We start from the raw sequence: 26,248 nt of genomic DNA, 5'->3' as shown, positions 1-26,248 counted from the left end.
TTTGAGTTTGAATGTTAAAAAGTTCATTGGGGTAGCTGGATTCGAACCAACGAATAACGGAATCAAAATCCGTTGTCTTACCACTTGACGATACCCCAATGGTGGCGCAAATATAAAAAATTTCGCGAAATTTTTAAAGGGAATAGGCTTTTTTAGGGTATATAATTCTTTTTTAGGGGTAAGAACTGCTGCGGGAGGGGCCCCCGCGAGCCCACTACGTGTGCCAGAATTTGGTGAGGGCGATGTAGCGGGAGTATGCCTTGAGGGTTTCGGCGGCGGTTTCGGCGGTGGTCCTGTCGGCAAATATTCCGAAGACCGATGCGCCGGAGCCGCTCATGAGGGCGACCCTCGCCCCGAGGTCCAAGAACTTGTCCTTCATCGCACCCACCAGCGGGTGCTTCGGGAATACGGAAACCTCGAACGCATTGAAGAACGCACCTGAATCGAGCAGCGGCCCGCCGAAAGAACGTTCCGCATCGGAAGCCGTTTCCCATGCGAGCTTGTAGCCTTCCCAGCGGTCAGGCCCGGACTTGGGGACACCCGCATAGGCATCCTTGGTGGGGACGCTGTCGTGCGGGGTCGCGATAAGCAACACCTCGCCCGCAGGCAGGTCTAACGGGGAGATAAACGACAAACGTTCGCCGATGCCCTCGGCGAAAGCCGTGCCGCCTCTGACCAGGAAGGGAACGTCGGCCCCGAGCTTTGCCCCGATGCGTTCCAGTTCCGCAGGCGGCAAGCGCAACTCCCAGAGGCGGTTCAGCGCGCGGAGCGCCGCTGCTGCATCGGCGGAACCACCGCCAAGGCCTGCACCGAGCGGCATTATCTTGTCCAAAAAGATATCCGCACCCAGGTCGTTGTTGCCCACATGCGAACGCAGTGCGACCGCCGCCTTGTACACGAGGTCCGATTCCACGGGGTATTCCTGCGGGTTGCTGTACTCCAGGTGGATTTCTCCGTCGTCGCGGGCGCTGAATTCAAGCGTATCGCCGACATCTACCGTCTGGAAAACCGTTCCCAGGTCGTGATAGCCGTCCTCACGCTTGCGGATGACATCGAGAAAAAGATTGATTTTAGCGGGAGCAAATTCTTTCATAGTCATTGGTCAATAGTCATTAGTCAATAGTTGCTACCTAAACGCGCCGGAGCGTTCGAGTTGCATGAGTTCGTCCATGCCGATGAGCATCGCGCGGGGCTTGGAATTGCCTGTACTGCGGGCGCACAGGCCCATACCGTAAAGCTGGTCCACAATCTTGCCCGCACGGCTGTAACCCACGCTGAAGTGGCGCTGCACGGCAGAAGTAGAAAGACCGTTCCCGCATTCAATGGCCCACTTGGCCACTTCGAACAGGAGCTTGTCCTTCTTCTCGTTCATGGCGGCATTGCCTTCTTCGTCATCGCCTTCCCCGCCCGCTTCCTCGACCTCGAAGGTCTCGAGCTGCGGGTAACAGACGTTCTGGTTGCTACAGGCATCGGCAAGTTTTTCCGCTTCCTCGTCGCTCAGGAATGCACCGTGTACGCGCACCGGGTCGGGTGCATTCACCGCCTTGAACAGCATATCGCCGCGGCCAAGCAGTTTCTCGGCACCGGCGTGGTCCATCACGGTACGCGCATCCACCTGGGAGGCCACCTTGAAGCTGATACGCGTCGGCAGGTTCGCCTTGATGTTACCGGTAATCACCTTCACCGACGGGCGCTGGGTTGCAAGCACCAAGTGGATACCCACGGCGCGCGCCTTTGCGGCAAGGCGGCTCACGTTCTTCTCGATTTCCTTCCCGGCGACCATCATGAGGTCTGCCATTTCGTCGATAATCACGACGATAAACGCCATGCGGTGGCCGCGGTCCGTATCGGGCACGTCTTCGGGGAGCAGGCCCGCATCGAACTTCTCGTTAAAGCCGTTGAGGTTACGCACCTTCGCCTTCGCGAGCACTTCGGTACGGCGGTCCATCTCGTAGCAAAGCCATTGCAGCGCCTGGATAGCGACTTCGGGCTTGGTAATCACGGGAGCGAGCAGGTGCGGAATGTTCTCGTACATCTTGAGTTCCACCGCCTTCGGGTCCACGAGAATCATGCGGAGTTCATCGGGAGTCTTGCTCAAAAGCATGCTCGCCATGAGGGCGTTAATGCACACGGATTTACCGGAACCGGTCTGGCCCGCAATCATCAGGTGCGGGGCCTTCGCCAGGTCCATCGTAAACGGCTCGCCGGAGATATCCTTACCGAGGGCCATGATAATCTTGTCCGGCGTGGGCTTGAAGGCCTCGCTCTCGAAGATGTCGCGCCCGAAGATGGTTTGCATCTTGCGGTTCGGGATTTCAATGCCCACGGCTCCCTTTCCAGGAATCGGCGCGAGGATGCGGATAGAGACCGCCTTCAGGGCCATCGCGAGGTCATCTTGCAGCGCGCTGAACTGGCTTACCTTCACGCCCGGGCCCGGTTCCACCTCGAAGCGCGTAATCACGGGGCCGGTCTCGCAGCCGACCACCTTCCCCTTCACCTTGAAGTTCTCGAGCTTTTCCTCGAGCATGCGGCCAATCGCATTGAGTTCTTCCACGGTGTAGTCCGCAGGCTGCGGGTCGTGCGCGTCGAGAATCTCGTCCACCGTCGGAATGCGGTACGGGTCGTAATGCACCGTCGGGTCAGGCTGCGGAATCCCGTTCGCGGCACCGCCCACGGTCGTATTGCCCGAAGAAGATGTACCAATCTGGTTCGGGGCCACGTAGCTCGGGTCCTGCCCCATGGTCGGGTCGCGTTCCACATCGTCGCTCGTGACAATCTCGGGCATAAACGTGTCATCGTCCGCAGATTCGCCCTCCGTGCTTCCCGATGCCGTAGAATCAAAGCCACCCGCAGTCGCATCTTCATCCGGGGATTCACTACCCGGGAACCCGCCGATAGTTCCATTCGCCTGGGTCGTCCTGGCTCCCGCGACAAGCGTCGGTTCGGAGGCTGCGCCCGCGGCAACAGTAGCGTCTTCCGGAGCGGCAGCCGGGCGGCCTGCAGGCTCATCGCCGGGCTGTCCGCGCACGGCACCCTTCACCACGAGGTTGCCCTTGCGCTCGTTTTCCCACTTGATTTCTTCGCGGGCACGGCGGATTTCCGCAATCTTGTCCTTGATATCCTTGATTTCCAGTGCGCTCATGTTGCGGTAGTTATCGCGCAGTTGCTGTTCCAAGCGCAAGATTTCGGGATCCTCGCCCGACAGGTCCGGCGCGGCCGTTTCTGCCGGAGCCATGGTCCTTGCGGGTGCAGCCGGCATCGTAGCATTCATCATCGGTGCAATTGTCGTTTCGCCCGAACCGGCCTCGTCCCCGCGATCCATCAAGGGAGAATCCATCCAGTTCTTGCGTGCGCTAAAGGGCTTCAGTTCACCGCGGCGCTTGATCTTGTAGCCGTCGGGTTCACGGAAGAGCGTGTCGTCGTCTATCAGTGAAATTCCGCGGCGCAGAGGCTTCGAGGGTTCCACGTCGGTTTCTTCCGGCTCGTCGCCATCCTCGCTTTCTTCCTGCTTTTTGCGGAACAGGCCCACAAACCAGCGCGTCCCGCTTGCGATAAACGCAAAGTGGCGCGGACGAAGCCCGAACGAGAGCACAAGAATGAGCACGAGCACCGTAAGGAGCAGCAGGAGCGGCGCTACGAACGAGACCTTCCCGAACACGGGGATAGCGATGTTCTGGCAGAAGAACTGACCCACGATGCCACCGTTCATCATCATCACATCGCGGCCGACTTGAGCCAGGCCGTAGGTCTTGAGCGCCATGAGGCACGAAAGGTCGAGCGTAAGCAGGGTGCAGCCAATCGCGAAACTCAGTATATGCGGGCGCACGGAACGGATGGCGACGAAGAGTCCCCAAAGCACAAGGCCTGCAATAAAGGCTACAACCGGGAGCTTGCCGAAAACGAAACAGAAAAAGTCGGGAATCAGCTTGCCGAGATAAGGGCCAAGCCAGTTCCCGTCCGAGCCGCTATACACCGAACTGACGCACCCGAGCAAGAGGATTACGCCAAAAGCAACCAAGAACCAGCCCGCAAGCAGGGCGATAAACGGGGTTTCGGGTTCAACAGGGGACTTTCCCTTCGATTTAGTACTTGTTTTTTTAGAGGATTTCTTTTTTTGTGCAGCCAAAATGCGCTCCTGGGGCAATACCTTCGGAAATATACATTTTATTCTTTTGTTATACTTGATTACATGAATAAAAAAATATTGAAAAAGATTAAGAAGATTCTCGTCGGTACGGCGATTACAAGTATACTTGTCTTTCTCATACTCCTCCTCGGAAATTCGCAGGACCCCTACATCGACGTCACGAAGACGGCGGCGCAGGACATGGAGAACATTTTCTACGACCAGTTCTTCAAGATAAAGACCGGCAAGACATTCGAAAAGCTGGAAAAGGATGGCAAGGTCTCGATGAGCCACAGCTTCGAGCCCAACATCATGATTGTCGATATCGACGAGAACGCGCTTACGAAACTGGGCAACTACAACGAGTGGGACCGTTCCATCCATGCAAACGTCATCAAGAACCTGAGCGAGGGCGGAGCGTCGGCAATCGGCTTCGATATTCTGTTCAAGAGCGCGGACTTCGGGCAAAAAAAAGCCGAGCAGACGATTGGCATCTTGAACTCTCTCGATTCCACAAAGCCCTGGGACACGCTGTTTTCGGACATCCGTTCGCACTACAACTTCGACTCCCTCATGATCAAGGACATCAAGGAGAGCGGGAACGCCATCGTGTGCTTCATGATGGACGACTCGACCTCGTTCAGCCACAAGTCCGTATGGGAAAAGCTTGCCACCTATGAGCGCGCCGAGGAACTCGGGTTCAGTTCCACGTTCGACAACTCGCAGGTTGATTCCATCACCCACGTTGAACCCAAGACGCTCCTCGACAACATCTATCCCGAACTTGCCCGGGCCGGCGCCCGCATGGGTTCCGTGAACGCCTACCCCGACGATGACGGCGTGGTGCGTCACGTGTCGATGCTCTACCGCTTCCCGAACCCCTACGCCTATCCCGATGTCCCGAGCCGCGTGTACTCCACCATGTCGCTCATGACGGTGATGCACCTGTTCCACCTCGACCCAAAAGACGTTAAAATCAAGATGGGGCAATACATCGAGCTCGGCAAGCCCTTCGGCATCTACCGCGATTCCACGGGCATATTCCACACGACTTTCCCGCAGTTCAGTTACCCGATGTTCACCGAACTGCGCAAGTTCCTCAAGAACAAGGACGCCCAGCAGATTGCGACAGACGAAATCATCGATATATCCAAGAAACTTATCGCGAAAAAGAACAGCGACGGGAAAATCCAGATTTCGCTCTTTGACGGGCAGGCGCTCGACGAGGATGTTTCTGAACTGCTTTTGAATATTGCCGACAAGATTGACGGGGATTCCCTCCTCGCCATTCCGGAAGGCGAAACGCTCGAAGTGTTCGAAGGGGTTTCCATTACCCACGAGGAAGATGCAGAAATCAACAATCTGTTCCTCGTGACCGACGCAAAAAGCGAGGAGGAATTCAACATAGTCCCCTCCACGCTCAACACGCTGCGGTTCTTCAGGGATTCTCTCAAGGTTCTCCCCGAAAACGAACCCAAGCACCTTTCCATCGACATGGACGTGCGCTACGACAAGGCCGAAAAAAAATGGAAATCTAGCCTCGTCATCTTGACCGACAAGGTCATCCGCGATATTATGAACGCCCCGAACGAGAAGGTGGATAACCTGAAGTCCGGCGAAGAATTCCGCTTTGGCCCCGTAAAGCGCGTGCCTATCGACAACTACGGCCGCTACCTCGTGAACTACATCGGGCGTTTCAATACCGACAAGGAAAGCCGCCCGTTCCAGCACCTCTCCTACTACGACGTGACCATGAACCGTCACGACCAGGCGATGTTCCAGGGCAAGGTTTTCATCCTCGGTTCTGCCGCTCCTGCCCTGTTCGACTTTGTGCCGGGTCCTCACGAAGAAAACAACCCGGCGGTGCTCATACACGCGACTATCATCCAGAATATCCTGAACGACAACTATATTGTGAACCTCGCCGAAAAACACCAGCAGGTCATTGTAATCCTGCTCGCCATCCTCTGCATGTTGCTCGGCCTCTTCATCAAGAGCTACATATCGATTGCAATTTCGATGATTCTCATGGGCCTGTATGCATTCATCGCGTTCCGCTACTTCCAGGACGGCCTCTACATCGGCGTTTCCAAGCAACTGCTCGCCATGCTGCTCACGAACATCGCCGCATTGATTGTGCAGTTCTACTACGAAAACAAGGAAAAGCGATTCCTCGACAACGCGTTCAAGCAGTATATTTCGCCTGAACTGATCGACGAAATGGTGAACAACGAGATTATGCCGACCCTCGGTGGCGAAAAATCGAACATCACCGCATACTTTACCGATATCGCAAGCTTCTCCACGTTCTCCGAAAAGATTGGCGACCCGAGCCGACTCGTGGACCTGTTGAACGAATACCTGACGGCAATGACCGACACGCTACTGAGCAACAAGGGTACGCTAGACAAGTACGAAGGTGACGCCATCATTGCATTCTTCGGTGCACCGATGCCCCTCGAGAACCACGCCCAGAGCGCCTGTAGCGCCGCCTGCGACATGCAGAGCAAACTCATGAAGCTCCGTAAAAAGTGGGCCAGCGAAGGCGACAAGTGGCCGAAGGTGGTGCACGATATGCACATGCGCATCGGTATCAACTCGGGCGACATAGTGACGGGTAACATGGGTTCTACCATGCGCAAGAACTACACCATGATGGGCGACGCCGTGAACCTCGCCGCACGACTCGAGAGTGCGGCCAAGCAGTACGGCGCGTACATACAAATTAGTGAAGACACGCAGAAGCACCTGGAACCGGGCCTGTTTATTTACCGCTCGCTCGACACTATCCGCGTGGTGGGTAAGAGCCAGCCTGTCAAGACATTCGAACTGCTCTCCAAGACCGGCTGCGAGAACGAGGAAACTCTCCTCAAACTCGTGGAAATCTGGGAACAGGCACGTGCGGCATACCTCGCCATGGAATGGGACAAGGCCATCGAACTGTTTACGCAGTGCCTGGATTACGAGCCGCACCTGCCCGAACGCGACCCGGGAAGCAAGAGCTGCCCGAGCCTCGTGTATATCGAGCGCTGCAAGACGTACAGGGAAAACCCGCCTGTCAAGCCTGGCGAGGAATGGGACGGTGTGTTTACCGCGACAAGTAAATAGTTAGTTTGCTTCAAGGATTACTTCGCACGCTCACACAATCACTTCGTTCCAGTGTTCGCTTTGCGAAGCAATCCTCTACGCAAAAAAACAATAGATTGCTCTGGCAGAAAATAGTTTGTAGCAGTAAACTACAGAATTCGGGCGCTGACGAAGGCCGTGAGTCACAAGCACCTCGTATTAACGAGGTGTGGTGGCGACCTTTGGACACTTGGCAACTTGTTGCCTTAGTGTACATGGCCACCTTTAGGTGGGAGTGAGCGTTATACTGAGTATAAAAACCAAAGTGTAACGCGAACGGTCGCTTACCACTGTTAGTCCCTGCGGCCTTCGACGAGAAGCAGGTTAAAAATTAAACCGCTTCTAGCGTGTTTGTGCGTGGGCACCTAGCGGTGCTTATAAAAACGTCATACCGAAGTGCCGAAGGCACAAGGGTATCCATTTAGCGCAACAAAAACAAAGTATCCATATTATATGGATACTCTTGCCTTGCTACGCAATGCTTCGGTATGACACTGCGTGTCAGTTGAATTCAATGTTATCGATGAGTCGTGTCTTGCCGAAGAAGGCGGCGACGAGCACGACGACCTTGTCGGTCGGCTTGAGCACGCCCGAATACTTCTGCAAGTCATTCTGGTTCACGATTTCCACGAACTGCACCTGGCCGCGGCTCAGCACAATCGACTTCACCACGATATCGCGGAGTTTCGACACTCCCCTTTCGCCGGCAAGGTAGGCTTCCTTCGCCTCGTTCAGGCCGCGCGAAATGGCGAGTGCCTGCTTGCGTTCGTCAACAGAAAGGTACTCGTTACGGCTAGACATCGCAAGGCCTGTAGATTCACGCACGATAGGCACGCGGTGAATCTCGATATCGAAGTTCAGGTCCTTCACCATGCGCTCGATAAGGAAGAGCTGCTGGTAGTCCTTCTCGCCGAAATAGGCGTGATTCGCCTTGCTGATCAAGAAAAGCTTGGAAACGACGGTCAACACGCCGCGGAAATGCCCGGGCCTGTAGGCACCGCAGTAAAGGCATTCGAGCGACTCGTTGCGGACAAGCGTGAGCGGGTCACCGTTCGGGTACATCTCGGCTACACTCGGTGCAAAAACATAATCCGCCCCGAGCGAGGCAGCGAAATTCGCGTCGGCCTCGAGCCTCTTGGGGTACTTGTCCAAATCCTCATTCCTGCCGAACTGAATCGGGTTCAAAAACACGCTGACAACCGTAATGTCGCAATCTTTCACGGAAGCCTTGATAAGGGCACCGTGGCCATCGTGTAGCGCCCCCATGGTAGGGACAAGACCGACTTTCTTTCCCTCCTTCTGAAACGGCTTGAGTGTTTCGCGCAGAGATTCAATTGACTTGATGATTTGCATATAACCTTCTTAATTTCCTTCTGGGACAAAGTAAGTCGTCTGCTGTGGGCAGGCTGCGATAGCATCTAAAACAAGCTTCAGATGGTTCTCGTTGTGGACAAAGTCTATGTGGTCGGTGTTAATGATAAGCACCGGCGCGTACGGGTAATGCCAGAAATGCAGGTCGAACCTGCTCTGGAGATCTTTCAAGTAGTTGCCCTCGATGTTCCTTTCCATCGGGCGACCGCGCATCTTGATACGGTTTAACAGCGTGGGGATGCTCGCCTGCAGGTAAACCACCAGGTCGGGCCTCGGCACGTCGCGGTCGAGCGTCCTGGATATCTGCTCGTACATCGCGAACTCGCTGTCCGAAAGGTTCTGGGCCGCAAATATGGCGTCCTTGTCGTAGGTGTAGTCGCTCACGATAAGGTCGTGGAACAGGTCGCTCTGCATGGCGTAGTTCTGCAACTGCTTGTGGCGGTCGAGCAAGAAGAACAGCTGGGTCTGGAACGCGTAGGGCTCCGGATTCTCGTAGAACTTCTCGAGGAACGGGTTCTCGTCGAAGTTTTCCTCGATGCAGAGTCCGTTCCAGCGTTCGGCGATAATCCGCGCGAGGGAGGTCTTCCCTGCCCCGATGACGCCTTCTATGGCGAGAAAATGTACACCTTTTTCGGTCAGCATTAGGGTTCCTCCGCGGTTATGGTCCGGAACGGAATCTTCGATTCCTTTTCCAAAAGCTGCGCAAGCAAGTCCTTCACGGTAACGTTGCTCAACGGGTCCACCCAGTCGGGTGCGATGTCGTTCAACGGTACAAGCACAAACTGTCTATTGGGGATTTCTACATGCGGGATGGTCGGTCGGCCAGCCATGACCCTGTTCCCGAAATAGAGCAGGTCCAAATCGATTTCGCGTGAATTCCAGTGCCCGCGGGGTTTACGCCCGAGCACGAGTTCCGCACCCTTCAAGTAATGGAGCAGGCGCTTCGGTTCACCGTCGTACCAGAAACTCACCACCTGGTTAAAGTACGGGCCCTGGCCTTCTGGGCCTACAGGCGGAGTTTCGTATATAGGACTTTCGAGCCAGCCTCCCGAGGAAATACGGGACAGCATATCGCGCCCCTCGGCAAGTCTTGCATACCGGGGAGCGAGATTTGAACCCAAAGCAATAAATACGCGGTTTAATGAATCCACGACCCCAATATAGTTTTTTCAAGGTGTCAATTTACTGACATTCTGGAGCAAAAAATGTGTTTTTTATGGAATTTCTTGAAAACTTGACGATTTTACAAAAAAAATACCGCACAGAAGGCAATTTTTTTGACAGACTTTTCAATTTTTTATATTTTATACGTGATTCCTGAGGGAATCGAATATTCCCATAAATATTTCAGCAAAGGGATTTTTATCTCCCTTTTTTCTCGTTAAACAGTTTATCATTTCACAATTTCCCATAAAAACAACTAGACAAAGGAACGTAGAGTGCCTAGAACAAAGAAGGTTCAAGACGAACCGAAATTACTTTCCGATACCATCGACCTGGACAAATCTATCGACTATGAAAAACTTGGCGACCTCGCTGCACCCATTCCGGGCGTAGACGCGGCAGAAGGTGCCCCCAAGCGCCGTGGACGCCCCGCCAAGAAGGCCAAGGGAGACGATGCCCCGAACGTGGCTGCCGAAGCCCCCGCACAGGAAGCGGCTCCGGTAAAAAAAGAACGTACGGAAAAGAACGATAATCCGGTCCAGGCAGAAACAAAGGCTCAGGCCGAACCGTCTAGTGAAAACGCCCCGCAGAACAATGCGCCCGCAGCCCCGGCAGATGCCCCGCAGAACGGCGAAAACAAGCAGGCCCAGCAGCAGGGCGGCCAGAACAACCCGCAGAACAATGGCCAGAATAACGGTCAGAATAATGGCCAAAACAACGGACAGAACGGCGGGAAGTTCAACAATAACGGGAACTACAATAACAACGGCAAGTTCAACAACAATGGCAAGTTCAACAAGTTCAACAAGAACAAGAACCGCCACAACAGGAACCTCCCGCAAGACGACTTTATCGACGAGAGCATCCAGCTGCCCCCGCCGCCTCCCGAAGTAGTGGCGGCCGCAAAGGCTAAGTGGCGCGAACTCCGCGGGCTTCCGATGTTCGAACTGCAGCAGCGCGCCGAAGAACTCGGCATCGAAGACTGCAAGAAGATGCGCAAGCAGGCGCTCGTGTACAGCATCCTTTCTTCTACCGGTGGCGAGGAGACCCCCATCTACACGGAAGGCGTACTCGAGATTATTCCGGAAGGCGGCCACGGGTTCCTGCGTAACCCCGACCACAACTACCTCGCCGGCCCCGACGACATCTACATCAGCAGGAACATCATCCGCCGTTACGACCTCAAGATGGGCGACACCATCACGGGCCAGGTGCGCCAGCCGCGCGAAGGCGAGAAGTACTTTGCCCTGATGCGCATCGACACGGTGAACTTCGAACCGCCCGAGAAGACGAAGCGCCGCGTCGCATTCGAATACCTCACCCCCATCCACCCGATCGAAAAACTCAATCTGGAATGGAAGAAGGACGAATTCAGCACGCGCATCATGAACCTCTTTACCCCCATCGGCAAGGGCCAGCGCAGCATTATCCTCGCTCCCCCGCGCACCGGTAAGACGGTTTTGCTCCAGAACGTGACGCAGGCGCTCACCGTGAACCACCCCGAGGTGAAGCTCATGGTGCTCCTGATTGACGAACGTCCCGAAGAAGTGACCGAAATGAGGAAGCTCATCGACCGTCTCAAGATCGATGCGGCAAACGCCGGCAAGAACATCCAGGCCGAAGTGCTCGCCTCTACGTTCGACGAACCGCCCGAGCGCCACATCAAGGTGGCCGACATGGTCCTCGAGAAGGCAAAGCGCCTCGTGGAACACGGCAACGACGTGGTGATTTTGCTCGACTCCATCACGCGCTTCGCCCGCGCGAACAACGTCGTGATTCCGCATTCCGGCAAGATTCTCTCCGGCGGTGTGGACGCGAACGCCATGCAGCGCCCCAAGCGCTTCTTCGGTGCTGCCCGCAAGATCGAGAACGGCGGCTCCCTCACCATCATCGGTACGGCCCTCATCGAGACCGGCAGCCGCATGGACGAAGTGATTTTCGAAGAATTCAAGGGTACGGGCAACATGGAACTCGTGCTCGACCGCCGCATCGCCGAAAAGCGCATCTGGCCGGCCATCGATATCTTCAAGTCCGGAACCCGCAAGGAAGAACTGCTGCTTAGCGACGAGGAACTGCGCCGCGTCTGGGTGCTGCGCCGCTACCTGCAGGATATGACTACCGTCGAAATCATGGAATTCATGCGCGACAAGCTCAAGATGTTCGAGACGAACCGCGACTTCCTCACGTCCATGAATGGATGATAATTAATTGATAATTGATAATTGATGATTGATAATTTTTAAAGGATTATTGATATGAACCAGAAAATTTTCTTTGCGGGCACGGGCAACATGGGCGGCGCAATCCTGCGCGGGCTCCTGAATGCGAAAGTTGACCCCAAGTCCATCTTCTTCTTTGACCCGAGCGATGCTGCCGCGGCTGCGGTAAGCGCACTCGGCTGCGTCCGCGTGAAGAACTTCGCGGAAGGCGTCAAGAAGGCAGACATTACCTTCCTCTGCGTTAAGCCGCAGATTTTCAAGCTCGTCGCACCGGAATGGAAGAACGCCGTCAAGGCCATCAAGGGCGTCAAGACTTTCGTGAGCATCATGGCGGGTGTCGCCCGCAAGAACCTCACCGAAGTTCTCGGCGCAAAGAACCAGGTGCTCCGCGTGATGCCGAACCTGCCGCTCACTGTCGGCAAGGGCACCGTCGCGCTCGCGACGGACGGCGTCAACGAGGCGACCCTCAAGGCTGCCGAAGAAATCTTCGGGAACATCGGGGTCACCTGCCGCGTCGCCGAAAGCCTCATGGACGCCGTCACCGGACTTTCCGGTAGTGCCCCCGCCTACGTATTTGAGTTTATCGAAGGCCTTACCCGCGGTGGCGTAAAAGCCGGTTTAACCCGCGATGTGGCCCTCAAGCTCGCCCTCGGGACCATCGAAGGCAGCGTCGAACTCGTGAAGCAGTCGGGCAAGAGCCCGAGCGACCTCTGCGCGATGGTCTGCTCGCCCGCCGGCACGACAATTGCAGGCGTGGATGCCCTCGAAGAGGGTGCCTTCCGCTCTAGCCTCATCAAGGCCGTAGTCGCCGGTACCGAACGCAGTAAGGAACTGGGAAAATAATTAGTTGTTAGTCATTGGTCATTAGTTATTAGTTGGCGTAGCCGCGATTATGAAAAAGCCAATGACCATTGACCAATGACTAGTGACCTGATCCATTACCCATGTCCTCGATTGACCTTTTCTCGCAAGATACAGCAACGTCCTCGTTCATACAGGACGTTCTTTCTTCCGTAGACTACTCGGTAGAGACTCACTCCGAAACTTCCATTCCGGCGCGGCTCTCCCCTATCGTCATCTGGGACATGGATTCCTTCGGGGGCGAAAGTACCGCGGCGCTTACCCGCATACGCACGACTAGCCCCGATACCATGATTCTCGCCTACGCCGAAAACCCGGAAGAATACGGCGGCATTCCCGGCAACCTCTACGACATTTTTCTCTCGGTGGAATCGCTCCGGCTTCACCTGATGAGCAAGATTGCCCGCCTCAAGGAAATCCAGAAGGCACGTCAAATCTTCAACGAGCGCATGAGCCACCTCGTGGGCAAGAGCGAATCGATGCAGGCCCTCCGCAAGACGGTCGAACGCGCCATCCTGAGTTCGGGCCCGGTGCTCATCCAGGGCGAATCCGGCGTCGGCAAGGACCTGGTGGCAAAGGCCATCGCCTGCATGTACGACAAGTTCGTGGTGGTGAACTGCAGCGCCATTCCCGAGACGCTATTCGAGAGCGAGCTCTTCGGGCATACGCGGGGCGCGTTTACCGGAGCGCAGAACGAACGCATCGGGCTCTTTGAAGACGCGAACGGCGGTGCCATATTCCTGGACGAAATCGGCGACATGCCCCTGCACGCCCAGGTGAAACTGCTGCGCGTTATCCAGAACAAGGAAATTCGCCCGATTGGCGCAAACAAGACCCGCCATATCGACGTGCGCATAATCGCGGCAACGAACCGCGACCTGCGCGAAGAAATATTCGAGAAACGTTTCCGCGAAGACCTGTTCTATCGCCTGAACGTGATTCCCGTGCATATCTCCCCCCTGCGCGAACGCAAGGAAGACGTAGAAGATATCGCGAAGTATTTCATAAAGCAGTACGCCCCCGCAGGTGAGCCCTACACGCTCTCGCCCGATGCTATCGAAAAACTGCGGAACCACGACTGGCCCGGAAACATACGCGAGCTCGAAAACGTTATCCAACGCACGCTCTGCTTTACCAATCCGGGAATCATTACGGCAGACGACCTGCAAATCGAGGAAATGGCCTCGCACCCGCAATACCAAAGCCAGGGCATCGCCACTACGGGCATCAAGAGCTACGATGCGTTCCAGCAAATGCAGCAACAGCAAGAAATCGCCTTCCTGAAATCAAAGATTCACGAATGCGGCGGGTCGGTCAGCCTTGCGGCCGAAAAGCTCGGGATGTTGCGCACCACGCTCTACAACAGGCTTTCCCGCCTCGGCGTAAACATCAAGGAACTGCGCTAGTCCGCGCGGGCCCAGTCCAGAAGGCCGCTCTGTTCGGCAGAACCTGCTGCGGCGACCTTCACTTCCCCACCATCGATTACCATGATGCGGTCGGCATACCGGAGCGCATATTCCACCGAATGCGTCGAGACCACAATTCCCATCCCGCGCGAGGCGGCAAGGGAACGCAACGTACGGAACAGCGCGTGGCTGCGGGGAATATCCAAAAACGCATTCGGCTCGTCGAGCAGGAGCACGTTCACGCTCTGCGCAATCGCCTCGGCAAGGTACACGCGGGTGCGCTCGCCATCGCTCAGTTCGCAGACCGCACGGCCCGCAAAGCGCTTCACGTCGAGCGATTCCATGGATTGCTCGATAATCGATTCATCTTCGGCGGAACGCCCGTCGAACACGCCCGCATAGGGGGTACGCCCGAGGCTCACGAATTCCTGCACCGTCATGCGGTCGGGTGGTGCCATGTTCATGCGCATGAGCGTCACCTGCTTCGAGAGTTCCTGCAGGGTGTAGCCCTTCTCGCGGTCATGAACGTCGCGGCCCTGTATCGCGACACTGCCTGCAAGCGGCGCGAGCATCCCCGCAAATGTCTTGAGCAGCGTGCTCTTTCCGCAACCGTTCTCGCCCATCAGGGCAACGACCTCGCCCGCATCGAGCGCGAAGTCAAAAGCACGCGAAAACGGCTGGCCCGCCGCATACCCGAACTGTAGGGCCTTGGCCTCGAGAATCACGCTCATAGCGCACCTCCGCGGTTACTGCCTTTCAGGAGTACATACAAAATAACAGGAACGCCCACGATGCTCAGCACCGCATTGAGCGGGATAGATACCGGGAACAGGCCCGCGAGCAGCGCGAGGAACGCACCGCACAGCGAAACACCCGGCAAAAGAATGCGGTGGTTCGTGGTGCGGAAAACCATGAAGGCCAGGTGCGGGACGGCGATACCGATAAACGCCACGGGGCCGCAGTAGGCGGTAGTTGCACCCGCGAGGATGCTCGACCCGAGCAGCACCAATATGCGGGAACGGCGCACGGCAACGCCCAGCCCGCGTGCAAAGTCGTCGCCCATGCGGACCACATTCAGGTACCGCATCGAGACAAGCACGAGCGCAAGCCCCACCGCACTCGCGGCAATGAACCCGGGAACAGCCGGGAGCGTAAGGCGCGTAAACCCGCCAAGCCCCCACGACACGTAAGCCTGCAGGCTTTCCGCATCGGCGCCTGCCACGAGCACGTTCACAAGCGCGTTCACGAAGTAGCCGACCATGAGCCCCGCCACAAGGAGCACCGACGCATTCTTGAACCTCGAGGCGAGGACCAATACCACCTGCGTCACGAGTATTGCCCCGAGCGATGCCGCCCCGAGCACGCCGAACGCGCCGAACCCGAAACCGGCAAGGAGGGCAAGCGCCACCCCGAGACTCGCCCCGCTGCTGATGCCGAGCACGTAGGGGCCGCACAGCGGGTTACGGAAAACGGTCTGCAGGCAGAGGCCCGAAACGGAGAGCGACGCACCCGCAAGTACGGCTGCGAGCGCACGCGGGAACCGCAGTTCCCACAGGATTTTCGCATGGAAGGGTTCCGCCCTGTCGGGGCTAAGCAGCGCAACGGCAAGGTCGGAAAGGGAAACGTCGACCGGACCGGACACCAAGGTCCAAGCAAAAAGAACCAGAACGCCAATAAATAGCGTTCCGAAACAAATCAGGTTACGCCGCATGAGCGGTCCTTATTTCTTGGATTTGGCGCTAGCCTGGTCCTGCTTCTTGAGCTTTTCGGTTTCCTTCTGGTCGCGAATGTAGTTCTCGGGAGGAACATTCTCGAAGCCCTGGAGAGCATTGAGCCAGTTGTCGTTCAGGTCGCGGAACTCGAGCTTTTTCAGGTTGTGCTTGAGCGTATCGCCCGCAATCTTGAAGGTCACGTAGTCCCAGCGGATGACCTGACGGTCGCGGAAGACTTCGCGGGTCACCATGGAAGAATCGTTGTCGAAGCGGTAACGGGCCTTGTAAGCGTAGTCACCCGTCTTCTGGTAGCGGTCGGCGGACGCATAGGTGCGTGTGGCACCCGTAAGCGTATCGTTCATGTTGAACTGGAGTTCGGCATCGCGGAAGGCATGGCCGTGGGCAACGATAGGAGTACGCCACACGCCGTTGACCTGGTCCTTGACCTTCTTCTGGAAAAGCGTATCGACCTTCCAGTGGTCGAAGTTACTCTTGTCGTACTTGGCACGCTGGACATACTTGCCCGCCTGGATCATCTTGCGCACGCTGTCGGCCTTCGCCTTCGCAAGGCTATCGGTATTGGCCTTCGGGGCGCTGGACTGGTTAGCGGAGTTCAAGGAATCCAGCTTGTGCTGAATCATTTCGTCGAGGGTCGCCTGCGCCCCACGGGATGCGACGACGGAATCGACAGGTTGTTGAGCAAAAGACACCCCAGCAAAAGCAAGGGATACGAACGCTGCGAAAAAGCACTTATGTATAGACAAAATCATCGCTTTAAATTTAGTTAAAGGTTTGGAAAAATGACCACCAAAATCACAAAAAAACGGCATAAAAAAGCATACTACACAAAATAAGGCAACAATTTTATATTTGTGGCATGCTCGATTACACCCAAGTACCCAGCCCCTGCTTCGTCCTGGACGAAAAAAGACTCGTAAAAAACATGGAAATTCTGGACGATATCCAGAAAAAGACCGGAGTCCACATCATCTGCGCCCTCAAGGGGTACAGTTTCTGGCGGTCATTCCCCCTCATCGGGAAGTACCTTGCCGGAGCCACGGCTTCGAGCCTGAACGAGGCGCGCCTCGCCCGCGAGGAAATGAACAAGCAGGTGCACGTGTTTGCGCCGGTGTATTCCGACGACGAAATCGACGAGATTCTCTCGCTTGCCGACCACATCAGCTTCAACAGTTTTAGCCAGTGGGCGCGGTTCAAGGAAAAGACCCTCAGGGCGGGCGTCAGCGCGGGCATACGCGTAAACCCGGAATTTTCCACAGTCGAGACCGATATCTACAACCCGTGCGGCAAGCACTCGAGGCTCGGGGTAACCGAAGCCGAATTCAAGCCCGAACTGCTGGACGGGATCGAGGGGCTGCACTTCCATGCCCTGTGCGAGCAGGACGCCGACGCGCTCGAAGGCGTGCTCGCTGCTTTCGAGAAGCACTTCGGCAAGTACATCGACCGCATGAAGTGGGTGAACTTCGGCGGCGGCCACCACATTACCCGCAAGGATTACCACAGGGACGAACTCGTGCGCATCCTCAAGGGGTTCATGGAACGCCATCCGGGAGTCGAGGTTATCATGGAACCGGGGGAAGCGGTCGGCTGGCAGACCGGCGAACTGGTGACGACGGTCGAGGATATCGTGCACAACGAAGTCGACATCGCCATCCTGAACGTGTCCATCAGCGCGCACATGCCGGACTGCCTCGAGATGCCCTACAGGCCCGCCGTTACGGGCTCCGGGATGCCCGGCGAGAAGGCGTTTACATACAAGTTAACCGGATGTTCGTGCCTTGCGGGCGACCAGCTCGGGGATTTCTCCTTCGACAAGCCGCTCCAGGTGGGCGACAAACTCATCTTCGAAGACATGATCCACTACACCATGGTGAAGACTACGTTCTTCAACGGGGTAAGGCACCCGAGCATCGGCAAGTTCGATATGGATGGCAAGTTCCACCTGCTGCACAAGTTCACGTACGAACAGTTTAAAGACAAGCTGTAGTTGGTCATTAGTCATTAGTCATTAGTCATTAGTTATTGGTTATTAGTGTTGCGGGTTGCGAGATGTTTATTGCGGGGTGCGGGATGTTTATTGCGGGAAGGATGTAATGATTTTTAACAGCGAAGAAGAGACGTACAACTGGGCCGTGGAATTCGGGAAGTCGCTCAAGGCGGGTGACATGGTCGCGCTGTACGGGAACCTCGGCGCGGGCAAGACAGTGATGAGCCGCGGGATATGCAAGGGCCTCGGGTTCGAAGGCTCGGTCTGCTCCCCCACCTACACCATTCTGCACGAATACCCGAACGACCCGCCACTCTTCCACTTCGACCTTTACCGCCTGGAACCGGGTGCGGAACTGTACGAGGTCGGGTTCGACCACGACTACCTTTCCAGGGGCGTCACGCTAATCGAATGGCCGGAAAGGCTTGACGGGCAGACGTACGATGTCACGTATAAGATTAACATCGAGATTGTCTCGGAAAACGTCCGCGAAGTGACCGTCGAAAAATGGGAATCGTAGAAAACATAGTTATCGCCATCGTCGAGGCCATGGACTGCTTTGCCGTCGCCATTGCCACCGGGCTTTCCAAGTCGGGCATCCGCTATAGCCGAGCGCTGCTCCAGGCGGTTAGTTTCGGCGTATTCCAGGGCGTCATGACTCTCCTCGGGTACTTTCTCGGGAGCTTCGCCGAACGCTGGTTCAGTTCCGTAGGCACGCCCATCGCCTGCACCATCCTCTGCATTCTGGGAGGCCGCATGATATGGGGCGCAATCCGCGGGGACAGCGGCGAAGAAGAAGGCGAAAAGATTGCAGCGAAGAACCTCACCATAGCAAACATATTGCTCCTTTCGGTAGCGACAAGCATCGACGCCTTTGCCGTAGGGATTTCCTTCGCGTTCATAAATGCGAACATGGCGCTTGCCACCTCCGCAATCGCACTGGCAAGTTTTGCCATGGGCGTCATCGGGTACGAGATAGGCAGGCACGCCGCCAAGCGCTTCAAAACAAAAATCCCCGAGATTATCGCGGGGATTATTCTGATTGCAATCGGCGTGAAGATGCTGTTCTAGCTTACGCCTGCTCGTAGGTCCACTTCACGTGGTCCATCATAAAATCGTGCGCATCGAAGGCAAGGCCAAACTGGTCCTTAATCTTGCTCACGTCAAAGAGCATCGGGTCGTCGCCCCAGCCGAGGTCCTTCTCCACAATCTTCGACTTGCAGCCGGGCTTCAGGGAAATCATCATCTCTGCGATTTCCTTCCAGCTCATCCAGACCTCGCCCAGGCCGAGGAAGATTTCTTCGTTCTTGTCGCTCTCGAGGACCTTCATGTAGAGTTCTGCCTGCTGGCTCGCGTGTATGAACTGCGTGCCGTCGTTCTTGACAATCTCGATATCGCGGTCATCCTTCACGGCGCGGGCCATGTCGAAGAAGCGGCGGTCGGGCTGGGAACAGCCGTCGGGGAAAGCGGGGTTACCGAAGGTGTAGCCCGGGCGGATGATGTTCCTCTGCATGGTGACATGCGGGAAGTTCTTGCCGTAGCCCTGGCGGAAACCGAGCACGTAGGCCTCGCCCGCCGCCTTGGTGGCACCGTACAGGTCCATCGGAAGGTTGCTCGTAACTTCGCGCATCACCGGGCGCATGCGGCCCATCGCGGCGGTGCTGCTCGTCTGGATGAACTTCTTGCAACCGGCCTTTGCCGCCATTTCCAAAAGCATTACTGTCGCGCGCGTGTCGTTCATGAGCATGGTGCTCGGGGTTTCGCCCCAGCCAAGCGCAATGTGGATGCAGGCGTCACAGCCCTTGAGGCCTTCGCCCATCTTGTCGAAATCGGTAAGTGAGGCCTCGACAAAGCTCACGTTGGGTTTTGCCGCAAGCGAGGGCACCTTGTTCGGGTGGCGGGTCGCGATAACGACATCGTGCCCCCGTTCGAGAAGCGCCTTTACAACGTAGTGACCGATAAAACCTGTTCCGCCGGTAACGAAAACACGCATAGAAAACCTCACTATTTAAACCCGTACGTTCAACCCGCACGAACTCCCCTAAAAATAGTATGATTTTATAGAAAGGAACTATACAATAAGTGAAAAAGTCACGTAGTTGTGCGGGCAGTTTCGCCCGACTTCCCCCTGCGGACTGACTTACACGGAGTGCGGTGGACGCTCGGGCGCTTATCGCCCGGATGTAACGGCATAACCTTCGCCGTTGCCGAAAGCGTGTGGTCCAACCTGTTCTCCTCCAGCGAGGAGCACTGTCCTGTCAAAAGTCTGCTGTCAATTGCCATAAATCGTACCTGTGAAAAGCGAAAATGGATAAGAGGGGTGTCTATTCAAGATAATTTATTTTTTTGATTTGTCAACCATTCTTTTTTTAAGGTATATTTGGTGCGTTAAAAATTCAAAAAAAGGAATTAGTATGAGAAATTCGCTCAAGCTTGATGGTCCGGTCAAGACTTACCTCGACGAAAACGAACTCCCGAAGGCATGGTACAACGTCCGTGCCGACATGAAGAAGAAGCCCGCGCCGCTCCTGAACCCGAGTACCGGCAAGCCGGTGACCTTCGAAGACCTGCAGCCCGTGTTCTGCGACGAACTTATCAAACAGGAACTCGACAACGATACCGCCTACTTCGAAATTCCCGAAGATATTCTCACTTTCTACAAGATGTACCGCCCCTCCCCGCTCGTCCGCGCCTACTTCCTGGAACAGGCGCTCGGCACTCCGGCGCACATCTACTACAAGTTCGAAGGCAACAACACCAGCGGTAGCCACAAGCTTAACTCCGCCATCGCGCAGGCCTACTACGCCAAGAAGCAGGGCCTCAAGGGCGTGACCACCGAAACGGGTGCTGGCCAGTGGGGCACGGCACTTTCCATGTCCACCGCCTTCTTCGGACTGGACTGCCAGGTCTACATGGTGAAGGTCTCCTACGAGCAGAAGCCGTTCCGCCGCGAAGTGATGCGCACCTACGGTGCAAGCGTCACCCCGTCGCCTTCCATGACCACCGAAATCGGCAAGAAGATCAACGCCGAATTCCCGGGCACCACGGGTAGCCTCGGCTGCGCCATTTCCGAAGCTGTTGAAGCCGCCGTGAAGCAGCCGGGTTACCGCTACGTTCTCGGTTCCGTGCTGAACCAGGTGCTGCTGCACCAGTCCGTGATCGGTCTCGAAACCAAGGCTGCCCTCGACAAGCTGGGCGTGAAGGCCGACCTCATCATCGGTTGCGCCGGCGGTGGTTCCAACCTCGGTGGCCTTATCAGCCCGTTCGTCGGCGAAAAGCTCCGTGGCGAAGCCGACTACGACATTCTCGCCGTGGAACCGGCAAGCTGCCCGAGTTTCACCCGCGGCAAGTACGCCTACGACTTCTGCGATACCGGCAAGGTCTGCCCGCTCGCCAAGATGTACACGCTGGGCTCCAGCTTCATCCCGTCTGCCAACCACGCCGGTGGCCTGCGCTACCACGGCATGAGCACCATCCTCTCCGAGCTCTACGACCAGAAGGTGATTCGCGCAACGTCCGTCGAGCAGACGAAGGTGTTCGAAGCCGCCAAGCTCTTCGCCCAGACCGAAGGCATTCTCCCGGCTCCGGAATCCAGCCACGCCATCCGCGCGACAATCGACGAAGCGCTCAAGTGCAAGGAAAACGGCCAGGCGAAGAACATCGTGTTCGGCCTCACCGGCACGGGCTACTTCGACATGGTCGCCTACCAGAAGTTCAACGACGGCGAAATGAGCGACTACATCCCGACGGATGAAGACATCGCGAAGAGCCTCGCCCAGCTCCCGAAGGTTCAGGGTTAATCCCTAATTTGTCATCCCCGCCTCCGAGCGGGGATCTTTCAGAAATTTAAAAGGCCCCGGATAGAATCCGGGGCTTATCATATTGTCATCCTGAGAGCAAAGCACGAAGGATCCAGGAGCGTTTTTTATAAACCGTGAGCCGCCTTCATGTCGTCATTTTCTTTTTTTTTCTTTAACTGATTTTACTTTGGGGCTGTTATCATATTTTTTTAATTTCCGATGCAAAAAGAAAGACCCTATTTCCAAAATTGTCACCATGAAAAATAGGAGACTTAGAACAAATATTTCAAATGGCCTTAACGGAAAAAGTAAAAAAAGAAGAGTATAAAGAACAACAATAAGAAGAAATTGCACAGTCCGATTCGCTTTTTTTGTTGAAATGTTTTGTACGGTTGTTGATAAATGAATTTGTCCATTGTTGGATTGTTGAAAATATATAAAAACCAGCCGCTATATAACGGCTGGTTTTGCATTTTTTTAACAAACTCTTACAAGCAGTGAGCCCTTAATTCTTCATCACTCAGAGTGCTGAGGTATGCAGGCGGCACGTCGAGAACGGTCTTGCAACCGGTCACTCCGTTAGCCTTCATACGCAGAGCCGCGCGGGCGTAAGCCACGAGAACGCTGGTCGTGAATTCCGGGTTGGAATCGAGCTTGAGGCTGTATTCAATCACGTGGGTGTGTTCCAAGTTCATGCCGGTCTTGCCGGTACGAATCACGAAACCGCCGTGAGCGAGCCCGCTGTGGTTCTTGTTGAATTCTTCTTCGCTGATGAAGTTCACCGTGGTGTCGTATTCATCGAAGTAGTTCGGCATCGTCTTGATGGCGTTTTCGATGTAGGCCTTGTCGGCACCTTCTTCGGCCACCACGTAAACCAGGCGCGTGTGCTTCTGGCGGCTGGTGAGTTCCGGCATGGAACCGCTACGCACGGCTTCGAGAGCCGCTTCCACCGGGCAGGTGTACTGCTTCGCGTTCTTCACGCCCTTGATGCGGCGGACGGCGTCGCTGTGGCCCTGGCTAACGCCCTTGCCCCAGAACGTGTAGTCCTTGCCTTCCGGAAGGATGGACTGGGCGTACACGCGGTTCAGGCTGAACATGCCCGGGTCCCAACCCACAGAAATCATCGCGATGTTGCCGGCAGACTTGGCGGCAGCGTCGACGGCGGCGAAGTGCTGCGGAATCTTGGCGTGCGTGTCGAAGGAATCGATCACGTTGAACATGGCGGCATACTTCGGGGTGAGCACCGGCAGGTCGGTCGCGGAACCGCCACAGATGATGAGCAGGTCCACCTTGCCTTTCCAGGCTTCCATTTCAGAGACGTTCAGCACCGGAACGCCCGCCGTCTGGATCTTGACCGTAGCGGGGTCGCGACGGGTGAAAACAGCGACGAGTTCCATATCCGGAGCCTGCTTCACGGCGCATTCCACACCGCGGCCCAGGTTACCGTAACCGAGAATAGCAATCTTTGCCATAACAATATCCTTGTTAAAAATTTTTGCGTAGAAAATATAGGAAAAGTAGGACGAAGTCCGTTAGTGGTTAGTGGTTGGTGGTTAGGGATGAGAGAGAAATTCATATCAAATTGGTAGGGGGAAGGCTCCCCCTCGGCGGCACTGCGTTGCCACCAACCCCCTCGAGCGGGCGCTCGCCGCCCCGCAACGCCCCGGCTTTTAAAAGTGATGTATAATGGATGATTGATGATGAAGAAAGTCTTCGTTGTGGTTATTTTTCGACCATCACACAACGGACGGAATAGCCAAAGGCTTTCCGACTTCCCTTATCTTTATCAGTTTCACCTCCGGCAGAAGCTGTCACATACGCAGAATGCACCACCGTAGCCATATCATAATCATGCTCCTGTGGATACGCCCAATGGATTGCAGTTTTTACATCATCAAACACGCCCGCCGCCCTTCTCAAACCACCCCCCGTAAGGGAGAATCCACTCGCATTCGTTCCGCTAAAGCCCCATGACGAACATAATCCTTTGATACCGTCATCGTATTCATCCTTATAACCTCGGACAATCACATAATCATCGTACGTGAACAATCGCCAGCCTTCGGGACAAATTCCCCGATGATTTTCCTTGATAAGATCGGCACAACTTTCCGTGTTGCAGCGGCTAGGCAGTTGCATCATCTCTGCCCACTGGTAAAGGCCTCCAAACTCGTCACACTTAGTGGTATCGTTTTTGTAACAGTAACGTTCTATTTCGTTGTCATTGTTCTGATCATCGGCTCCTGGAACCATTTTGCCAATGTTCAGGTTTTCGGCCATGACAGTGACAGATTTCCCGCTGTAATCCGACGTGATTGTAATGTAATAGTAGCTACGGCCATTGCGCGTGTCAGTAAACTGCTTGTATGCATTTTCGCCGACCTTGTAAGCACCGGCCAACGTTTGCGAGTGGTCGAACGGCACATATTCGCTACTGCTGGATTGCGCAGAACTGCTGCTTGATTTTGCGGAGCTGCTAGACACCGACGAAGAAGACTTCGCCGAGCTGCTACTGGACTTTGCTGAACTGCTACTCGACTTCGGCGTGACACTCGACGAGGACTTCGCTGAACTACTGGACACACTTGTCTCGCTGCTGCTCGACTGCGGTGTGACGCTCGACGAGGATTTCGCAGAGCTGCTGCTGGCATCGTCGCAGTCTTCGCAAATGGACGAAGATGAATCCTCGTCACGCGGGGCAAAACTGCTGTCGTCATCGCCGCAAGCATTGCCAAGCAACGCCGCCACCACAACCATACTCCCCAGAACAAACTTCTTCAGCATAAAAAACCTCACCCCTAAATATAACCTATACCCCGCCCCAAAACAACCACCCCGTGACCAAACACTCCGCATAGGCCCAATTTTGTCATAATATGACATAGCAATTAAATTATATTTACTCGCAGACAATTGTCTATGAAGTTTTCATGTCATACGATAAGCAAAATCGCATGTTTGCTCTCAAAGAGTCGGACGAAGTCTTTTACGCTAGGATGAAAAAGGGCATAGACGACGTGCACAACGGTCGAATCACGCCCCTGGACGATGTTTGCGCCGAACTCTCCAAAGCCATCTCCGAAATCAAAAACGGAGCAAAAGCCGCAGATGCCGAAAAATTCATCAAAGGAATGATGAATTCATAGCAAAAATCCATCATAGGGGAGGCATCCCCCTTTACTTGCTAAAATCAAAGAATGCTGCAGGATCCGTTCCGAAGATTTCGCCGAGCTTTACCGCCATCTTGCGGGATACCGCCCTACGTCCGTTTTCCATGGCGCAGAGGTTCTGGACCTGAATTCCAAGTTTCTCGGCGAGAGTGACCTGCGACCAGTTGCGCAAATCGCGGTTCGCGACAATCATTTCGCCGGGGGTGGAATCCAGGTTCTTGAACCAGTCTGACTCCTCGAAGGGAATCGAATCCTCGTTTTTGCAGACCGCCACGTTTTCAGGTTTGTAGGTGTCCTTCAAAAACCTGACAAGCGGAGCAGGGATGTGCTTCGCGCGGATTTCAATACGGGGCTTTTTCACGACTGCCAACATAGTATACCTCAATATTTATCGACCCATTTTCGCATGTCCAGCAAGCAACCCAATTCAAGGCGATGTGACAATGATACCTGTTATCGCCTAGTTTTGAGTAATGCCAGAAAAGTGGTTGTATAGGTCCCGAAGCCTTTAGTGATTGCAGTAGAGCCTTCAGCTTGTTCTGCACCGCTCTAGGCATCGTTTTTGCCGAACGTTCCGCCTTTTTGGTTATGGTTACATTGTACATAGTTGAATATAATCAATTTTTGATTATCCGTCAATAGAGTTGAACATTAACAAACAAAAAAAGCCGGCTTTTGATATATAAAACTCCCAATATTCATTGGGGATATAATCAAAAAGCCGACTTTATTGTCGAACGTGGCTTGTAGGCGGAAATCCGCTACCAGTGCCTGTCAGGGAATAATATACAAAAATAGCAGAAAGAAAACAGAAATACGAGATTTAGACGCAATCCTTCTAGATTCCCGTGCTGCCGAAGCCGCCGCGGTCGGCGCCTTCAAGCGGGCCTTCCTCGAAGGTGAGCGTCGGTTGCTGCTCCATGATGCGGAACTGAGCGATGCGGCTCCCCTTCTCGATGGTCACGTCGCGGGTGGCGTACACGGGCATTTTCCACCAGTCGTTCGCGCCGCAGTAGCTGGAATCCACCACGCCCACGGAATTCGCCTGCAGAATACCGAAATTCTTGAACGTGGAACTGCGCGGGGCGATATGCGCCTCGAACCCCTCGGGCAACTTCATCGCGACCCCCAGGTGAACAAGCCTGAACTCCCCCGCCTTGAGCGTCACGGTCTCCGCCGCCGCAAGGTCAATCCAGTCGGACTTGCCACCCACATACGTGAGGCGCGTGATAGAATCGTCGAGATATTGAATTTTAATCGTCTGTGAGGCCATGGTGCAAATATACAA

General features: G+C 55.2%; 23 protein-coding genes and 1 tRNA gene. 9 read left to right on the top strand and 15 right to left on the bottom strand.

The window, feature by feature from the left end; genetic code table 11:
• Positions 1 to 26: 26 nt before the first annotated feature.
• The 3 genes from BUA44_RS11390 to BUA44_RS11380 all read right to left on the bottom strand — a co-directional run bounded on the left by BUA44_RS11390 (position 27) and on the right by BUA44_RS11380 (position 4,126).
• Positions 27 to 98: transfer RNA gene (locus BUA44_RS11390), tRNA-Gln, on the bottom strand.
• 116 nt (positions 99 to 214) lie between these two features.
• The gene (gene ispE / locus BUA44_RS11385) at positions 215 to 1,093 is read right to left on the bottom strand and encodes a 4-(cytidine 5'-diphospho)-2-C-methyl-D-erythritol kinase (RefSeq protein WP_072812099.1); all 879 of its coding nucleotides are present in this window, start codon (positions 1,091 to 1,093) and stop codon (positions 215 to 217) included.
• A gap of 33 nt (positions 1,094 to 1,126) precedes the next feature.
• The gene (locus BUA44_RS11380; RefSeq protein ID WP_072812197.1) at positions 1,127 to 4,126 is read right to left on the bottom strand and encodes an FtsK/SpoIIIE family DNA translocase; all 3,000 of its coding nucleotides are present in this window, start codon (positions 4,124 to 4,126) and stop codon (positions 1,127 to 1,129) included.
• Positions 4,127 to 4,189: 63 nt separating this feature from the next.
• On the opposite strand from BUA44_RS11380, the gene BUA44_RS11375 reads away from it, so the two are divergent.
• Entirely contained in the window at positions 4,190 to 7,234 is a 3,045-nt protein-coding gene (locus BUA44_RS11375) for a CHASE2 domain-containing protein (protein ID WP_072812097.1), read from the top strand.
• Between the two features lie 519 nt (positions 7,235 to 7,753).
• On the opposite strand, the gene panC is transcribed toward BUA44_RS11375, so the two are convergent.
• Genes panC through folK form a run of 3 tightly spaced genes read right to left on the bottom strand, consistent with a single transcriptional unit; the run spans position 7,754 to position 9,774 of the window.
• Positions 7,754 to 8,605: a pantoate--beta-alanine ligase gene (gene panC / locus BUA44_RS11370; RefSeq protein WP_072812095.1), complete on the bottom strand. Its 852-nt coding sequence runs from the start codon at positions 8,603 to 8,605 to the stop codon at positions 7,754 to 7,756.
• A gap of 9 nt (positions 8,606 to 8,614) precedes the next feature.
• Entirely contained in the window at positions 8,615 to 9,265 is a 651-nt protein-coding gene (locus BUA44_RS11365; protein WP_072812093.1) for a deoxynucleoside kinase, read from the bottom strand.
• Positions 9,265 to 9,774: a 2-amino-4-hydroxy-6-hydroxymethyldihydropteridine diphosphokinase gene (gene folK, locus BUA44_RS11360; protein ID WP_072812092.1), complete on the bottom strand. Its 510-nt coding sequence runs from the start codon at positions 9,772 to 9,774 to the stop codon at positions 9,265 to 9,267. The genes BUA44_RS11365 and folK overlap by 1 nt, the downstream gene beginning before the upstream one ends.
• 288 nt (positions 9,775 to 10,062) lie before the next feature.
• Here folK and rho point away from each other — a divergent pair, with 288 nt between their 5' ends.
• From rho to BUA44_RS11345, 3 genes are all read left to right on the top strand, one after another.
• Positions 10,063 to 11,988: a transcription termination factor Rho gene (gene rho / locus BUA44_RS11355; RefSeq protein ID WP_369806415.1), complete on the top strand. Its 1,926-nt coding sequence runs from the start codon at positions 10,063 to 10,065 to the stop codon at positions 11,986 to 11,988.
• A gap of 54 nt (positions 11,989 to 12,042) precedes the next feature.
• Entirely contained in the window at positions 12,043 to 12,849 is an 807-nt protein-coding gene (gene proC / locus BUA44_RS11350) for a pyrroline-5-carboxylate reductase (RefSeq protein WP_072812090.1), read from the top strand.
• Between the two features lie 101 nt (positions 12,850 to 12,950).
• Positions 12,951 to 14,273, top strand: coding sequence for a sigma-54 interaction domain-containing protein (locus BUA44_RS11345; RefSeq protein WP_072812088.1), 1,323 nt, complete (start codon positions 12,951 to 12,953; stop codon positions 14,271 to 14,273).
• On the opposite strand, the gene BUA44_RS11340 is transcribed toward BUA44_RS11345, so the two are convergent.
• The 3 genes from BUA44_RS11340 to BUA44_RS11330 are packed head-to-tail and all read right to left on the bottom strand — an operon-like array spanning position 14,270 to position 16,755.
• Complete coding sequence (locus BUA44_RS11340; RefSeq protein ID WP_072812086.1) at positions 14,270 to 15,004, bottom strand: ABC transporter ATP-binding protein; 735 nt, start codon at positions 15,002 to 15,004, stop codon at positions 14,270 to 14,272. The two genes, BUA44_RS11345 and BUA44_RS11340, sit on opposite strands and share 4 nt — an antisense overlap.
• A complete protein-coding gene (locus tag BUA44_RS11335) occupies positions 15,001 to 15,984 on the bottom strand; it encodes a FecCD family ABC transporter permease (RefSeq protein ID WP_072812084.1) in 984 nt (327 codons plus the stop codon). Before BUA44_RS11335 ends, BUA44_RS11340 begins: the two co-directional genes overlap by 4 nt.
• Before the next feature lie 9 nt (positions 15,985 to 15,993).
• Positions 15,994 to 16,755 (bottom strand): hypothetical protein, encoded by a 762-nt coding sequence (locus BUA44_RS11330; protein WP_143151968.1) that lies wholly within the window; start codon positions 16,753 to 16,755, stop codon positions 15,994 to 15,996.
• Positions 16,756 to 16,862: 107 nt separating this feature from the next.
• Between BUA44_RS11330 and nspC the strand changes: the two genes are divergently transcribed.
• The 3 genes from nspC to BUA44_RS11315 all read left to right on the top strand — a co-directional run bounded on the left by nspC (position 16,863) and on the right by BUA44_RS11315 (position 19,061).
• Complete coding sequence (gene nspC / locus BUA44_RS11325) at positions 16,863 to 17,990, top strand: carboxynorspermidine decarboxylase (RefSeq protein ID WP_072812080.1); 1,128 nt, start codon at positions 16,863 to 16,865, stop codon at positions 17,988 to 17,990.
• A 106-nt stretch (positions 17,991 to 18,096) separates the two neighbouring features.
• Positions 18,097 to 18,510, top strand: coding sequence for a tRNA (adenosine(37)-N6)-threonylcarbamoyltransferase complex ATPase subunit type 1 TsaE (gene tsaE, locus BUA44_RS11320; RefSeq protein WP_072812078.1), 414 nt, complete (start codon positions 18,097 to 18,099; stop codon positions 18,508 to 18,510).
• Positions 18,498 to 19,061 carry a manganese efflux pump MntP gene (locus BUA44_RS11315; protein WP_072812076.1) on the top strand — a complete coding sequence of 188 codons (564 nt, stop codon included), beginning with the start codon at positions 18,498 to 18,500 and terminating at the stop codon, positions 19,059 to 19,061. The genes tsaE and BUA44_RS11315 overlap by 13 nt, the downstream gene beginning before the upstream one ends.
• Position 19,062: 1 nt before the next feature.
• Here BUA44_RS11315 and BUA44_RS11310 read toward each other — a convergent pair whose 3' ends face one another.
• Both BUA44_RS11310 and BUA44_RS11305 read right to left on the bottom strand, forming a co-directional pair.
• Positions 19,063 to 19,983 (bottom strand): NAD-dependent epimerase/dehydratase family protein, encoded by a 921-nt coding sequence (locus tag BUA44_RS11310; protein WP_072812074.1) that lies wholly within the window; start codon positions 19,981 to 19,983, stop codon positions 19,063 to 19,065.
• 98 nt (positions 19,984 to 20,081) lie between these two features.
• A complete protein-coding gene (locus BUA44_RS11305; protein WP_072812072.1) occupies positions 20,082 to 20,273 on the bottom strand; it encodes a hypothetical protein in 192 nt (63 codons plus the stop codon).
• Between the two features lie 131 nt (positions 20,274 to 20,404).
• Between BUA44_RS11305 and BUA44_RS11300 the strand changes: the two genes are divergently transcribed.
• Positions 20,405 to 21,790 (top strand): TrpB-like pyridoxal phosphate-dependent enzyme, encoded by a 1,386-nt coding sequence (locus tag BUA44_RS11300; RefSeq protein WP_072812070.1) that lies wholly within the window; start codon positions 20,405 to 20,407, stop codon positions 21,788 to 21,790.
• A gap of 488 nt (positions 21,791 to 22,278) precedes the next feature.
• On the opposite strand, the gene BUA44_RS11295 is transcribed toward BUA44_RS11300, so the two are convergent.
• Together BUA44_RS11295 and BUA44_RS15725 are read right to left on the bottom strand one after the other, a co-directional pair.
• Positions 22,279 to 23,262: a diaminopimelate dehydrogenase gene (locus BUA44_RS11295; protein WP_072812067.1), complete on the bottom strand. Its 984-nt coding sequence runs from the start codon at positions 23,260 to 23,262 to the stop codon at positions 22,279 to 22,281.
• A 250-nt stretch (positions 23,263 to 23,512) separates the two neighbouring features.
• Entirely contained in the window at positions 23,513 to 24,574 is a 1,062-nt protein-coding gene (locus BUA44_RS15725) for an FISUMP domain-containing protein (RefSeq protein ID WP_178348793.1), read from the bottom strand.
• Between the two features lie 146 nt (positions 24,575 to 24,720).
• Here BUA44_RS15725 and BUA44_RS11285 point away from each other — a divergent pair, with 146 nt between their 5' ends.
• Positions 24,721 to 24,936 (top strand): hypothetical protein, encoded by a 216-nt coding sequence (locus BUA44_RS11285; protein WP_143151967.1) that lies wholly within the window; start codon positions 24,721 to 24,723, stop codon positions 24,934 to 24,936.
• A gap of 31 nt (positions 24,937 to 24,967) precedes the next feature.
• Here BUA44_RS11285 and BUA44_RS11280 read toward each other — a convergent pair whose 3' ends face one another.
• Together BUA44_RS11280 and BUA44_RS11270 are read right to left on the bottom strand one after the other, a co-directional pair.
• Positions 24,968 to 25,321, bottom strand: a complete 354-nt coding sequence (locus BUA44_RS11280; protein ID WP_178348792.1) for a helix-turn-helix domain-containing protein — start codon at positions 25,319 to 25,321, stop codon at positions 24,968 to 24,970.
• 477 nt (positions 25,322 to 25,798) lie between these two features.
• A complete protein-coding gene (locus tag BUA44_RS11270; protein WP_072812057.1) occupies positions 25,799 to 26,233 on the bottom strand; it encodes a dUTP diphosphatase in 435 nt (144 codons plus the stop codon).
• Positions 26,234 to 26,248: the final 15 nt, after the last annotated feature.

The organism is Fibrobacter sp. UWR3, from assembly GCF_900143055.1.
Lineage (GTDB): Bacteria > Fibrobacterota > Fibrobacteria > Fibrobacterales > Fibrobacteraceae > Fibrobacter.
This window is presented reverse-complemented; position numbering and strand designations above follow the sequence as displayed.

What these genes read in the sequence shown, in the direction of transcription:
- ispE (WP_072812099.1), bottom strand. Translation starts at nt 1,093, where the DNA reads ATGAAAGAATTTGCTCCCGCTAAAATCAATCTTTTTCTCGATGTCATC.
- BUA44_RS11375 (WP_072812097.1), top strand. Translation starts at nt 4,190, where the DNA reads ATGAATAAAAAAATATTGAAAAAGATTAAGAAGATTCTCGTCGGTACG.
- panC (WP_072812095.1), bottom strand. Translation starts at nt 8,605, where the DNA reads ATGCAAATCATCAAGTCAATTGAATCTCTGCGCGAAACACTCAAGCCG.
- BUA44_RS11365 (WP_072812093.1), bottom strand. Translation starts at nt 9,265, where the DNA reads ATGCTGACCGAAAAAGGTGTACATTTTCTCGCCATAGAAGGCGTCATC.
- proC (WP_072812090.1), top strand. Translation starts at nt 12,043, where the DNA reads ATGAACCAGAAAATTTTCTTTGCGGGCACGGGCAACATGGGCGGCGCA.
- BUA44_RS11345 (WP_072812088.1), top strand. Translation starts at nt 12,951, where the DNA reads ATGTCCTCGATTGACCTTTTCTCGCAAGATACAGCAACGTCCTCGTTC.
- BUA44_RS11340 (WP_072812086.1), bottom strand. Translation starts at nt 15,004, where the DNA reads ATGAGCGTGATTCTCGAGGCCAAGGCCCTACAGTTCGGGTATGCGGCG.
- BUA44_RS11335 (WP_072812084.1), bottom strand. Translation starts at nt 15,984, where the DNA reads ATGCGGCGTAACCTGATTTGTTTCGGAACGCTATTTATTGGCGTTCTG.
- BUA44_RS11330 (WP_143151968.1), bottom strand. Translation starts at nt 16,755, where the DNA reads ATGATTTTGTCTATACATAAGTGCTTTTTCGCAGCGTTCGTATCCCTT.
- nspC (WP_072812080.1), top strand. Translation starts at nt 16,863, where the DNA reads ATGCTCGATTACACCCAAGTACCCAGCCCCTGCTTCGTCCTGGACGAA.
- tsaE (WP_072812078.1), top strand. Translation starts at nt 18,097, where the DNA reads ATGATTTTTAACAGCGAAGAAGAGACGTACAACTGGGCCGTGGAATTC.
- BUA44_RS11315 (WP_072812076.1), top strand. Translation starts at nt 18,498, where the DNA reads ATGGGAATCGTAGAAAACATAGTTATCGCCATCGTCGAGGCCATGGAC.
- BUA44_RS11310 (WP_072812074.1), bottom strand. Translation starts at nt 19,983, where the DNA reads ATGCGTGTTTTCGTTACCGGCGGAACAGGTTTTATCGGTCACTACGTT.
- BUA44_RS11305 (WP_072812072.1), bottom strand. Translation starts at nt 20,273, where the DNA reads ATGGCAATTGACAGCAGACTTTTGACAGGACAGTGCTCCTCGCTGGAG.
- BUA44_RS11300 (WP_072812070.1), top strand. Translation starts at nt 20,405, where the DNA reads ATGAGAAATTCGCTCAAGCTTGATGGTCCGGTCAAGACTTACCTCGAC.
- BUA44_RS11295 (WP_072812067.1), bottom strand. Translation starts at nt 23,262, where the DNA reads ATGGCAAAGATTGCTATTCTCGGTTACGGTAACCTGGGCCGCGGTGTG.
- BUA44_RS15725 (WP_178348793.1), bottom strand. Translation starts at nt 24,574, where the DNA reads ATGCTGAAGAAGTTTGTTCTGGGGAGTATGGTTGTGGTGGCGGCGTTG.
- BUA44_RS11285 (WP_143151967.1), top strand. Translation starts at nt 24,721, where the DNA reads ATGTCATACGATAAGCAAAATCGCATGTTTGCTCTCAAAGAGTCGGAC.
- BUA44_RS11270 (WP_072812057.1), bottom strand. Translation starts at nt 26,233, where the DNA reads ATGGCCTCACAGACGATTAAAATTCAATATCTCGACGATTCTATCACG.